Source organism: Cupriavidus sp. C2SS-8b, assembly GCF_057073745.1.
Genome location: NZ_CP172717.1, coordinates 1,840,998 through 1,853,093, shown reverse-complemented (window position 1 = coordinate 1,853,093; position 12,096 = coordinate 1,840,998). Strand labels below are relative to the sequence as shown.

10 protein-coding genes are annotated in these 12,096 nt (G+C 60.8%); 6 read left to right on the top strand and 4 right to left on the bottom strand.

Annotation, left to right across the window (positions count from 1 at the left end):
- Positions 1–93 precede the first annotated feature (93 nt).
- The gene (locus ACIGJB_RS25335; RefSeq protein ID WP_483732730.1) at positions 94–894 is read right to left on the bottom strand and encodes a YecA/YgfB family protein; all 801 of its coding nucleotides are present in this window, start codon (positions 892–894) and stop codon (positions 94–96) included.
- A 190-nt stretch (positions 895–1,084) separates the two neighbouring features.
- Between ACIGJB_RS25335 and ACIGJB_RS25330 the strand changes: the two genes are divergently transcribed.
- The gene (locus ACIGJB_RS25330; RefSeq protein ID WP_483732729.1) at positions 1,085–1,438 is read left to right on the top strand and encodes a hypothetical protein; all 354 of its coding nucleotides are present in this window, start codon (positions 1,085–1,087) and stop codon (positions 1,436–1,438) included.
- A 93-nt stretch (positions 1,439–1,531) separates the two neighbouring features.
- Here ACIGJB_RS25330 and ACIGJB_RS25325 read toward each other — a convergent pair whose 3' ends face one another.
- Positions 1,532–2,500: a helix-turn-helix transcriptional regulator gene (locus ACIGJB_RS25325; protein ID WP_483732728.1), complete on the bottom strand. Its 969-nt coding sequence runs from the start codon at positions 2,498–2,500 to the stop codon at positions 1,532–1,534.
- Positions 2,501–2,595: 95 nt separating this feature from the next.
- On the opposite strand from ACIGJB_RS25325, the gene ACIGJB_RS25320 reads away from it, so the two are divergent.
- From ACIGJB_RS25320 to ACIGJB_RS25300, 5 genes are all read left to right on the top strand, one after another.
- Entirely contained in the window at positions 2,596–2,859 is a 264-nt protein-coding gene (locus ACIGJB_RS25320) for an H-NS family nucleoid-associated regulatory protein (protein ID WP_483732727.1), read from the top strand.
- A gap of 155 nt (positions 2,860–3,014) precedes the next feature.
- The gene (locus ACIGJB_RS25315; protein ID WP_483732726.1) at positions 3,015–4,541 is read left to right on the top strand and encodes a DUF1254 domain-containing protein; all 1,527 of its coding nucleotides are present in this window, start codon (positions 3,015–3,017) and stop codon (positions 4,539–4,541) included.
- 58 nt (positions 4,542–4,599) lie between these two features.
- A complete protein-coding gene (locus ACIGJB_RS25310; RefSeq protein ID WP_483732725.1) occupies positions 4,600–6,138 on the top strand; it encodes a DUF1254 domain-containing protein in 1,539 nt (512 codons plus the stop codon).
- A 150-nt stretch (positions 6,139–6,288) separates the two neighbouring features.
- Positions 6,289–7,053 (top strand): bestrophin-like domain, encoded by a 765-nt coding sequence (locus ACIGJB_RS25305; protein WP_483732724.1) that lies wholly within the window; start codon positions 6,289–6,291, stop codon positions 7,051–7,053.
- A gap of 487 nt (positions 7,054–7,540) precedes the next feature.
- On the top strand, positions 7,541–7,891 hold the full coding sequence (locus ACIGJB_RS25300) for a hypothetical protein (RefSeq protein ID WP_483732723.1): 351 nt from the start codon (positions 7,541–7,543) through the stop codon (positions 7,889–7,891).
- A 54-nt stretch (positions 7,892–7,945) separates the two neighbouring features.
- Here the strand turns inward: ACIGJB_RS25300 and ACIGJB_RS25295 are convergent, their stop codons facing one another.
- On the bottom strand, positions 7,946–10,084 hold the full coding sequence (locus ACIGJB_RS25295; RefSeq protein WP_483732722.1) for an ESPR-type extended signal peptide-containing protein: 2,139 nt from the start codon (positions 10,082–10,084) through the stop codon (positions 7,946–7,948).
- A gap of 153 nt (positions 10,085–10,237) precedes the next feature.
- Positions 10,238–11,962, bottom strand: a complete 1,725-nt coding sequence (locus ACIGJB_RS25290) for a response regulator (protein WP_483732721.1) — start codon at positions 11,960–11,962, stop codon at positions 10,238–10,240.
- Between the last annotated feature and the right edge of the window lie 134 nt (positions 11,963–12,096).

The window sequence follows — 12,096 nt, the reverse complement described above, 5'->3', positions numbered from 1 at the left end:
TTGCCAGTGTCCTGTCTGCCTGGGCGAGCGGCCGACCTGGGACGCGTCGAGTCGCCAGGGGGCAGCTATAAACCGCGAGAAAGCGCTTTTCCCTTATTTCCCGTGGCACTTCTTGAACTTCTTGCCGCTGCCGCAAGGGCACGGGTCGTTGCGACCGGGCTGGTCGCCCCTCACCACGGCCTCCACCCGGGGGCCCAGGCTCTTCCAGATCTGGCGCAGGTCGTAGACGGCCCAGATCGCCTCGCCGAAGGTTTCCACGCGCGCCAGGCTGGTGCTGGGCGGGCCGTCCTCGCTGTACATGCACACCTCGGGCTGGCCGGTGTCGTCCTCGGTCAGGGCGACGATGCCGTCGAGCGCGTCGTCCAGCCACTGGGCGGCCTCCTTGTCGCGCGGGGCAGCCCATTCCTCGGGCCAGCTCTCCACCGCGAACATGAAGCCCAGCGCCCACACCTGGCCAAACGACGGGATTTCCCGCCCGTCGATCTCGGCGCGCTCTTCCTGGGGCAGGCTCAAGATGGCGCCGCGCATGTCCATGGCCTCGGGATGGAAGGTGCGTTCGTCCTCCAGCGTCTCCACGGGCTGGTCGAGCTGGTACTCCACCTCGTTCCATCGGCGCTGCCACAGTTCCATGAAGCGGGCCTGTTGGGCCGCTTCATGGAACGCGGGCAGCAACGGCAGCGGGCTGCCCTCAGCCACGTCGAGCGCCGCGCCGTCGCCCAGCAGCATGGGCAGGTAGTCGGCAGCGGGGATGCGGCGGCGCGTGCAGACCAGGGCCGTGAGAAAGCCGTCGCAGAACTCCCATTGCGGGATTTCCTCAGCGCGCTGGCGCAGGTCGTCCAGTAGATCATCAAGCTCCTGGAGTTCGTCGGGCGTCAGGGCGGTGGCTTCGGTCATGGGTGGGTTCTCGCGGTGTGGGGGCAGTGATTACTTGGGGATGCGCTGAACGCATCGCCGCGAAGTATAGCGCCGCCCCTTTGCAGACTTGCCGGCCTACGACTTGCAAGACCGTGGCGTTCGGTCTCGCGCCTAGCCAGGTGCATGGCTGCTTTTAATTTCCGTCGTCTTCGCATTCGCTTCAAGCGTCGTGAAGGCGATCCGCAAGGCCCTGCCAGGGAACGACGCAGGCTATGCCTCCTGGGCCTATCTGTTTGCCGTCGGAGCCCTGGTCATGAGCGTGTTCGACACCCGTATCGAACGCATCTCCGGCGGAAAGGTCAAGGCCGGCGACGTGCAGCGCAAATCAGAGTATCTGGTGAGTTTTATCGCAGCAGGTATTCGTGCAGGGATGCGAACCGGCAAGAGCAGCGCGCTTGAACTCGCGGACGCCACCACGAAGCTGAATACCGAAACCGGGGCATGTGGCCCCGTAGCAATCGATATCGTGCGAGATGCTAGTGTGCCGTGGCGACGGCTGCTGCTGACGGCAGAGCCGCGTTGAATTCGGGGGCTTCGCTGAGCGCCTTCTGCAGATTGATGAGCACGTTCTCACTGGCGCTGGGCCGACAGCATTCCGTGCATTTGTCTTTCCGACTCATCGGCGCGCCCGCGCCAATGTCTGGCTCGGTGTTTCCCCGAATACCATACGGTACTGCTCTGAAAATCTAGACAAGTGCCTAAATCCCCACCTCAGGGCGATCTCTGAGACAGACGTTGCAGAGGCCGGGGTAAGCAAGTCGCGTAGAGCGCCGTTCAAACGAACGTTTAAAAACCACCGGCTCGGTGTCATTCCTACGCTTCGACGAAAAATCAGTTCGAGCCCGCGCAAGCTATAACCGCTGCGACGGGCGATTTGGGCGATCGCCACGTTTGGATCCTCGCCGGTCATCACGAGTCGTTCACAGGCGAGAATCAGATGGTAATGCCGCTGCGCCGTAGTGGTCTTTCCCGGACGAAAGCTGACATTAAACAAAGAATCCACATAGCCCGCTAGAAGGGCCTCCGACATGGCGTTGGCGAGATTCGGGTGAATTCCTCCAAATGGCACTAATGATCTAGCTAGTGCCATGGCATTGTCTGCCACGCGGGTCAGCAGAAAGCGCCCACCTTTCGCGAGCTGTACCGACGCGGATTCCCTCGTTGGTAGTTCCAGAGGCCTCCCCGTACGCGCCGTCGCTATTTTTTGCAGTGCTTCTTCCGCCACCGTCAGCGTGATCCAGCGGGACGCACCGCGCGCGTCGTATAGCAATTCTGCGCCTTGCGGGTAAATCTGTATCTCGTCTTCGTCGATCGATAGGGTGTTGTAGCGTGTGCATTCGCTCCCGGCGGCCACGAATCCTATGCAAATCGCATCGGGCGGCATATTGCCCTGAGCGATAACCGGAAAGTCATAACTTCCTGTCTCGACGCGGACATTGCCGACCACAAGCCGCTGGTGCTCCATGGCTGCGCGTTGGGCGGACAGCAGCCGATGTTCGAAACGCCCACCGTAGATGACGTCGAACGCCTGCGACGGCTCGAAGCCGGAATAGGTATGCCTCAGGTACGTGAGCGGCAGTTGCACGCCAGACCCTCCAACGGGCTTTTCGCTTTTCGGATAGCGCCCGTGCGTTGTGGTGACTATTTTAGCTGCAGGACGGCGAAATCGAGGTACGAGGGATGAGCCACCGCGAAGCAAAAGAAAGGATTCAATCGCTGGAGGATCGACCCGGGCCATTGCGGCGCGAGGCGTTGCGTCGCTTGCTCGAACAGATGCGGCGCTCCATTCGGGAATACGGCATTACGCCGGATCAGCTTTTCGGCCCCGATCTGTCGGACTCAGTGCGTTTCCGTGACCCAGAAACCGGGAACACCTGGAACGGACTGGGGCGTCCGCCAAATTGGATCCGGGGCAAGGATCGCGACCGGTATCGCGTCGGCTGAATCCATTTGTGCACTTTGCTTAACTCACGATTCCAAAAGATTCACTTCCGCGTGACACCGGCGCTGCCGGAGACTCCGCGGAGACAGGGGCGCTCGTCGTATCCACTGGCATGTGCCCAGGCAAGGCAACAATACCTCAGCAAGGAGTAGCAGCCATGAAGGCCCCCCTTCAGTCTTTCACGCGGTTCGCCGTCGCGGCGGCCATACTTGTCTGTTCGAGTGCATCGCCGGCCCAGACCTCGCGCTACGACGCGCTGGTCAATGCGCCATTCGAAAAGGACTATCCCACACCTGCCGCAGCCAGCCTTCTGCGCGAAGAATTGCTTTTCCAGCGTGCCGTGCAGGCCTATCTCTGGGCTCTGCCTGCGATGAACCTTTGGGCGATGAAAGAAGGCTCGGAGAAGATCTTTGGTGCCGGTTACAACGTGCTGCCCACGTGGAAGGAGCGCATCCGGACATCGACGCTCGTGACGACACCCAACTCCGACGTCGTCTATGCGATGGGGTATCTGGATCTGAAGAAAGACGGCCCACTTGTCGTGGAAGCGCCGGCAGGCGTCCAAGGCATCCTGGACGACTTCTTCCAGCGACCGCTGGTCGGTCCGACCGTGGACGGACACACGTGGATTGGCGACGTTGGCCTTGCGGGGCCGGACAAGGGCAAAGGCGGCATTTACGTCCTGCTGCCGCCGGACTACAAAGGCGACCCGCCAAAGGGCAGTCTGCCGAAGGGCGCTTTCGTCTACCGTTCGCGCACCAACAACGTGTTTCTCTTTTGGCGGACGTTCTTCACCGATCCCAAAGATCTTTCAAAGCCCAATGCGCAAATTGCGGCCACGCGAATCTATCCGCTCGGACAGAAGGCGAGCGCCAGGCCCATGCAGTTTCCGGACGGCAATGCAAAGCCCGCCGACCTGCTGTTCCCGCGCGACGGCACCTATTTTGACATGCTTGCACGGTTCATCGACAGTGAGTATGTAGATCCGTCCGACCTGGACATGCGCGGCTTTCTCCATACGATTGGCCTCGAAAAGGGAAAACCGTTCTCGCCGACGCCCGAACTACGGGCACTTCTCGATCGGGCCGGAAAATCCGCGTTTAAGATCAGCAAGGTGGTGATCGACGAGATGCTCCCGCACGAGCCAGGCGGAAAATATTATCCGGACCGCCAGTGGGTCAATGTGTTTGCCGGCGAGGACACGTCGTTTCAATCGGCCCGCTCTTACACCAATCTCGAACAGCGCTCAGCGTACTTTACGAGCGCATATTCTGCCAGTCCTGGCATGGTGAAGAACCTCGTCGATGCTGGCGCGAAGTACCCAGTCACGTTCCGCGACAGGGATGGCAACTACCTCGATGGCGGGCAATCGTACAAGCTGCATCTGCCACCGAACATCCCGGCGAAAAACTTCTGGTCAGCCACGGTCTATGACGCGACGACCGGGTCTGGTCTCGACAATGGCCAGGACCACCCCTCGCTGAACCAGATGGACAAGCCGGTGCAGAACGCCGACGGATCTACCGACCTGTATTTCGGTCCGACTGCCCCAGCCGGCCAGGAGAAGAACTGGCTCCGCACACTACCCGGAAAAGGGTACTTTGTGATCCTCCGCCTCTATTCTCCGCAGAAGGCATTCTTCGATCAGACCTGGAAGCCCGGGGATATCGAAAAGGCCAGATGACAATCTTCATCCCTTGGGATTCGTATGGAACCGGTGGTCGAACCCGTGAGGTAGAAAAATGGCTCAGAAAGACGATGTGGACATGACGCGCAGGCTGCTGACGGTGTTGGGCGGCGCATTGCCCCTCGCCGCTGGAGCGTCCCTGGCTGTGGCGCCAGACGTGGCCGTTTCCGCAGAACCGAAAAGTAATGCCGGGAAGTCTGCAGGCGCGGGAGGAAGACCCACGACAGCAGAATTGCTTCCGCCGGCGAATCTTCCAATGCATCCGGCCTATGCGCAAGTCATTGCCCGCATGGCTTATGTTTGGGGTTGGCCCATGGTCAACATGCTAAATCGGGAAGCGCGGATCACGCAGGCACCGCATCCGGGTCTTCTCAATGGTGTCTTGCCCGCTGCGCCAAGGGGGCAGGTGGGCATGCTTCATGACTATATCGATCCAGCCGAGACGTTTGTGACCTGTCCGAACCAGGACGTGGTCTATGGGCTTGGATTCTTCTCGCTCGATGAGGAACCAGTCGTCGCGCAGGTACCTGACTTTGGCGATCGGTTCTGGGTCTATGCGCTATATGATGCTCGGACCAACCAGTTCGGCCATGTTGGCAAGCCGTACAAGACACGCCGCGGGTTCTACCTGCTCGTCGGGCCGAACTGGAAAGGCAATAAGCCCGCGGGCATTACTGAGATCATTCGCTGTCCCACTGCGCTCGCCAATGCTATTCCACGGGTATTCCTGAACGATACGCCGGAGGACAGGAAGGCGATCCAATCGGTCATCAACCAGATTGTCTTCTATCCGCTAAAGCAGTTCGACGGCCGCATGAAGACGATCGACTGGGCCAACGCACCGGCGATCCAGGGACCAAAGTCGGACAGCAGCAACAGCGGCGAAACGAAGTGGGTGATTCCCGAGCAGTTTTTCGATCAGTTCCCGCAGGTACTTGACACTGTGCCGCCGCTGCCCGGCGAAGAAGCACTGTACGGCCAATTTCGTTCGATGATGGAAGCCGCGAAACGGGATCCGGAAGTCAAGAAGGCAATTAATGCGATTGCGCCCGACACGGAGCGCGATGTGATCGGACCGTTCTTCGAGTGGCGTCGGAACGGGCTTCCCGCTGGCAACGGGTGGAATCGCTCCACCAACAATGCGCAAACCGGACTCGACTACTTTGACCGAACCGGGACGGCGAAGTCGAACATGTTTGACAACCGGCCTAATGAGACGCAGTACTTCTATACCGACCTCGACGCATCGGGCAGCCAGCTCACTGGTGGAAGTGCTTACGAGATCGTCTTTGCCCCGGGGCAGGAGCCGCCAGTTAACGGGTTCTGGTCGCTGACCCTCTACAACGACAAGCATCTCTTTCATCCGAACGATCTGAAACGCTACTCACTCGGGACGAAGAACAAGAACCTCAAGCGTGGTGCGGACGGCTCACTGACGCTGTACGCCGGAGCTAAGTCGCCCGGCGGCGACAAAGAGACGAATTGGTTGCCGGCACCGGTCGGAACGTTCTCGTTGTACATCCGGGCTTATTGGGGTAAGCAAGGCATTCTTGATGGCTCTTGGAAGCCACCTGCAGTACGCAAGGTCGGGTAAATGATGGTTCCGCAGCTCGCGGCTCGATTGCTTGCGATCACGGATGCGCGATGTCCGCGCAATGCCAAGAGGTCCGCCGTACTGAGATGGACAGGGTTGCGGCCGGACCTGGCGCGTTCCGCCAGACAAGACAATGCCCTGTGAGGATGTATGCATGACTTGATTCGCCATCCCGCCATTCTCTTCGTCGTACTGTTGCTCTTCATGGGCGGCGCTACGGCCATCGGGGCACTCGTCTTTCGCCGTATCTGGCCTATTCCGAAGCAGAATCGGGATGACTTCAATATCATCCAGGGCGCTACGCTGACTCTTCTGGCGCTATTGATCGGGTTCACGTTGTCGATGGCCGTGGGCCGATACGATCAGCGGAAGAACCTTGAGGAGGAAGAGGCAAATGCGATCGGCACCGAGTATCTCAGGGCGGAGTTGTTGGCGGCCGACGCGCAAGTCATCAGGAAGCTGCTCGGTCAATACCTCGAACAGCGCATCCTTTATTACCAGACGCGCGATCGGGAGAAGGTAAAGGAGATAGAGGAAAGGACCACGCGCATCGAAGCGGAGATGTGGCGGGTGGTGCGCGACGCAGCCGGGGCTGCACCCAATCCGATCACCGCGCTCGCGGTGGCAGGCATGAACGACGTTATCAATTCGCAGGGCTATGCCGAAGCAGCCTGGTTGAACCGTATCCCCGTCTCCGCCTGGGGGCTGATGATTATCATCGCGTTCTTCAGCAGCCTGCTGCAGGGATACGGCATACGCGCAGAAGGAACGAAACTGTTTCTGCTGTTGATCGTGCCGCTGACGGTGTCGCTTTCGTTGTCCCTGATTTCGGATATTGATAGTCCGCGCGGCGGTCTGATCCGTGTCGTTCCACAGAACCTGCTAAGCCTTCAACAATCCCTGGATGTCCCATGATGCATAGGGGACACTGGCCGAAGCCGGCCTGCCACGAAATCGCGGTGAACTCATCTTGGGTCGATGTGGCCAGCCGGGACCCGACCATCTTGTTCCCCCGATCCTCACCATTCCCTCAATGCCCGATGTCTTAACTTTCACAGCATTCTGCGATTGATTTCCCGTACCAATCTTTCACAATCGCGAACTTGAGTGTGAACGGCAGGGTTCCCTAGACTGGTCGGGCTCCTGATACATCAGGAGTCGGGTGTGAGAGCCCGGTTCACACGAGCGAGTGATGGCGCGAGCCATCATTCGTCTTCCCGATGCGCGCAATTGCTTTTCGGCGGGCCGGGCGGGGCCAGCTTCGTGCTGGGCCGGTTTCCGTGTGTCCGGTCTCTCACCTCCGTCGTTAGGCCCGCCACCTCACGTGACAATGAGTGGTGGTCCCTTGCTCATCCCTTACTGAGGTCAGCAATGCCAGATTCCCTCAACGACCGGATCGACAGTGTGTATCAATCTGCCATCGATTCCAATCTTCATCACGCCATCGCTCGACGACCCAATCTCCTACTTCAGTCCCGAAACCCTGCGCGCAGCGCGGACCGATTCACTGTCCATTCCCCGGCAACTGTTGTTGCTCACCCTGCTGGACCACGCCCACTCAGTCGTATGTGGCGCAGCGTGTGTCCTGACTCTGCTCACTCAGAGCGATTGCAATGCCCAGGATGACGGGATCGTGGCGCTGCGTCCGACCAGCGCCGATGCACTGAGAGGCCTGTGCCAGGCCGCGCTGGCATTGCTGGGAGATCCCATCAGCGAAGTCGGCGATGGGATAGAAGCCGCAGCGGCGGCGTAGTCGGATACGGCATGGCACTGCCAAGGGGCAGTGCCGTGCTGTAGCGCACCATCATTACCATTGGTACGCGATGCCGCCGCCGACCGTGGTGCCGCTGGCTGCTATACCCGCGCCCGCGCGAAGCTTGATGTTCTGGTTGATCCGGGCCGAGATGCCGATCGCACCCGCGCCATAGCCCTGATAAGAGGCGCCGGCGACGCCGACCGAGATCGTCTTGCCGGGGTCCACATCGGGAAGCATCGATAGCGCTGTAGCACCGGCAATGCCGCCGTACGCCTTGGACGCGACGTCGCCGATCAGGCCGGTGACCTGGTCAATGCGGGTGCCGAGCTGCCCATACGAGTAATCGAGTTGGCGGCGATTCACGGCATCGGTCGGTTGCACGCCATCCGCAACGTTGGCAATGATCCGTTCATTTCCCTGCGCTCCGACCGATACCGTGTTGGCACGGTCGGCCACGGAATTGGCGCCGATCGCAACACTGTTGTTGGCCGTTGCTGACGAGCTCGCACCGATGGCAACGCTATTCGTCCCCTGCGCACTGGCGTTCGCGCCCGCCGCGACGCCCTTGGATCCAGCAGTCGCATTCGCACGATCGGAAGAGTCATTAGCCCCGTCAGCCTTGAAGTAGGCATTCGCGTTCGCAATCTGGCCAATCTGCTGGCCAACGCTCTGTTCCAGCCCGCTCACACGGGTATTGGTCTCATGGAGCTGGTTGCCGGTCACGGCGTCGGTACTTCCCGCTGCAATGGTGCCGTCGCTCACACCAGTAACCGTTCGCGTGCCCGCCGTGCCCGCTACATCGACGCTCGAGCCGGCCTTGTCCGCCGCAACGGTGACCGTGCCATCTGCGGCCTGCCGGACGAGGCCGATCTCGCCGTTGTTAATTTGCTGTGTCACGTTGCTGACCTGGCCTTCCACGTTCGTGACGCGGGAGTCCAGGGCATCGACCGCGCCCTGGACGCCTTGCACCTGCTGGCCGCCAACGGAGTAGACCGGCACCGAGACCGTACCGTCGAACAGCACCTGGGAGCCGCCGCCGAGGGCAGTGGAGATGGAGTTGCCAACCGCATGGATCTGCCCGCCATTGACGGCAAAGGTGCTGTCACTGGTGATGGCGCCGGCGGCGACACCTTGAATCTGACGGGCTTCGCCTTGCGAGTTGGTCAGGTCGACCACCGAGCCGCCTGTTTGCGACCCGACCGTGATCACACCGGTCGAGGGGTCTTGCTGAACCAGGCCGATTGTCCCATTGGCGATGCTGGTGCTCAGGTCGGTGATGGCCTGGTGGTTCGTGGTCGTGCGTTGATCCACGCTCGCCAGCGCGTCGCCGACATTGCTGAATGTGCCGTCGCTCAAATTGTAGGAGGGCATGATCAACGCGCCCGTATCGGGGTCGTATCTTGCGCCGCCACCAAGCGCCTCGGCGAAGGAGTCGGCGGAGCGGGTCAGTTGCCCGACGGTTGACGCATCGGTCGCGAGAACGCCGTCTCGCACGTTCGCGATGACACGCTCGTTGCCCGCGGCGCCCACAGACACCGTGTTGTCGCGATTGGCGACGGAACCGGATCCGATTGCCACCGAGCCGGCGGCGGTCGCTTGCGCGCCGCTACCCAAAGCTGTCGAGTTGGTCCCGCTTGCCGTAGCGCTATGGCCGAAAGCCGACGCGTTTTCCGCTGCCTGAGAGTAACCGCCAACTGCCGTGGCATGGCTCTCATTGGCTTTGGCCGACGCGCCTACTGCTACCCCATCATCGCCGTGCGCCTCGGCGTCCTGGCCGAGCTTCACCCCGTTATTCGCGGCAAGCAAAAGGGGCTGGCCGAACGTGTCGAAATCGGGGACTTGATCCTTGCCGGTCACACCGCCGTTTTCGTCAGGGACAGGCGCGGAAACAGGACCAGGGGTCGTGTCCGCGGCTGCGGATGTGCCATGGCCGCGGAAGTCTGTCGCGTCCGCTGCTGTGCCGGACCCGCGAGAGGGGCTGTATACGTGACCTGCAATCGCGGGGCCGTCCAGTGTGCGGGTTGACGGGGAGGTCGCGCCCATTGCCGGCTGTACTACCGTTGCGATAACCAGCGCTGCGGCGGCTAAGCCGGCTGTCGAACGCCCCTTCCCGCGACCCTTGGTGTGCTCGGAGGCCGCCACCCAGGTTTGGGTCGCGGCATTCCATATGGAGCGGAAGATCGTGTTCATGATGGCCTCCTTGTCAACACTTCATTTGTTGTGCGCAAATGGCGCTCTTCACGCAATGAAGTATTGGTCTGAGACCATTTGGTGGCATATAACGGAACCGCGATACTGTCGTCACGTTTCCGCTACAGCCCCGCCAGCAAGGAGGGGTGATGGTTACTCGGCTACGGCCTGGAGCACAGCCGACGTGCTGATCTGTGTATGGCCGGCGCAGTCGTCATATCGAAGCGTGCCGGCCCATCCTCCCAGAATGTCTTTGAGACGACTCAGTTCCGGCCCGAACATCTGAAGGCTGGTGCCAGCCGCCGGCGCGTGAATGTCGAGGCCCACCTCCACCAGGCCGCGTGTCTTCTTGTCGGCGACCATCCGCACAGTGATCGGGCCGCTCGCGGACGCTCGATAGGCGATATCGATGACGGCGAAGACCACGTGTCGAAACCTGGGCGCGTCAGCCCATATGCGAAGGGCGGACGGTCCGATGAACTCCAACGCCAGGTCGCGGCCATCCCGCCTGGCGACTTCCATGGCGGGCTGACTGGCAGTTTCGAACAACGCTTTCAGGTTGCAACGCTCGCGCAATGGCCGCGCTGACTCGGCCACATCTTCGACCAGCACCTGGATATTGGCCAGCCGATGTTCCAGCGTCAGCATCGCACGCTCGGCATCGGCGAGGTGCCGTTCCGCTGCAATCGAATTTCCGATTGCCGCTCTTGCTTTGCTGATGGACTCAAGGCCAACCTGCAAGGGCGAAGCCAGATCCCGTTCGAGGTCGGAAAGCAGCAGGCTTCGGAGCTTTGCGAGACGTCCCAGTTCCTCTCGCGACTGTCGCAACTCGCGGATCGTCATATCAATGCTGGTAATGTCCTGGATTCCGCTGACCAATGCCAGGACTTGCCCCTGCTCATCCAGTAATGGGGCACTCCAGATAATCGCGCTCCGGGGAAGGCCGTGCAGCGTTAGCGCGTATTCTTGCGCGAAAGGCTCGCCGCTTGCCGCGGATCGTTCGAATGCCTTTCTCAGGGCGTCGGCCTGGTGTTCCGTCATCCCGAGCACGCGTGCCAGGGATTCGGATTTCCTTGCAGCGACTTCGTCAAAGAGCGCCCCCGATTGCTCGCGCAGGTAGGCGTTAGCGAACAGGACGTTCCCTTGCTTGTCCCGGATGCTTAATGCGGTGGGGATGCTGTCGAGAAGATTACTGACCACGGACGATTCATCCGCCATCCAGCTCGGCATGCCGTGGCTTTCGCTGCAGTGATTGGGGTTGCCGGTCAGGTTGTTGCGGCGGGCAATGTCGGCAAGCTCCACCACGGAGGTCGCGTTCAGTTTCCGAAGCAAACGCGTTTTGTAAGTGCTGACGGTGCTCTCGCTTACCACCAATAACTGCGCGATTTTGGTCAGGCGATAACCGCGCGCGAGATACGCGAGCACGGAACGTTCGCGGTCGGAGAGGTGGGAGAGCTGGCTGGCTTCGTCTTGCTTCGCGACATCATGCTCTTCACCGAGATCCGGGAAGTATGTGCGGCCGCGCTGGAGCGCATCCAACGCCCGCTGCAGTTCCGAGACATCGTCGAGCTTGCTGACAAAACCGTTCGCGCCGGCGGCGATACACAAGCCGATGGAGTGGGGGTCGTCCTGAGACGATACGACGAGGATTTTCGCCGGACATTTCATCGAGCGAAGCCGTTTGACGACTTCGACGCCGCTCAGGCGATCGAGCCTTAGCGCAATGATAAGCAGGTCGGGCGATTTTTCGATGGCCTGGCGGACTGCCTGCAGCCCATCGCTGGCTTCGCCGACGATCTTGTGGCCATCCGACTCGATCACTTGTCGAAGCGCATGTCGGGATAGCCCCTCGCTCTCGGCAATGAGGATGTTGCTCATCTCGCCTCCGATTTGTCGCACTGGCTCGGCGCCTAGTGTGCCAGCGCGGACGTAGCCGGAGAAGTGAACCTTTCTGCATTACCCGTTAAGCGACGGGGAAGAGGGCATCACTAGCGTGATTGGCAGGGAAAGGC

What these genes read in the sequence shown, in the direction of transcription:
- ACIGJB_RS25335 (WP_483732730.1), bottom strand. Translation starts at nt 894, where the DNA reads ATGACCGAAGCCACCGCCCTGACGCCCGACGAACTCCAGGAGCTTGAT.
- ACIGJB_RS25320 (WP_483732727.1), top strand. Translation starts at nt 2,596, where the DNA reads ATGAGCCACCGCGAAGCAAAAGAAAGGATTCAATCGCTGGAGGATCGA.
- ACIGJB_RS25315 (WP_483732726.1), top strand. Translation starts at nt 3,015, where the DNA reads ATGAAGGCCCCCCTTCAGTCTTTCACGCGGTTCGCCGTCGCGGCGGCC.
- ACIGJB_RS25310 (WP_483732725.1), top strand. Translation starts at nt 4,600, where the DNA reads ATGGCTCAGAAAGACGATGTGGACATGACGCGCAGGCTGCTGACGGTG.
- ACIGJB_RS25305 (WP_483732724.1), top strand. Translation starts at nt 6,289, where the DNA reads ATGCATGACTTGATTCGCCATCCCGCCATTCTCTTCGTCGTACTGTTG.
- ACIGJB_RS25295 (WP_483732722.1), bottom strand. Translation starts at nt 10,084, where the DNA reads ATGAACACGATCTTCCGCTCCATATGGAATGCCGCGACCCAAACCTGG.
- ACIGJB_RS25290 (WP_483732721.1), bottom strand. Translation starts at nt 11,962, where the DNA reads ATGAGCAACATCCTCATTGCCGAGAGCGAGGGGCTATCCCGACATGCG.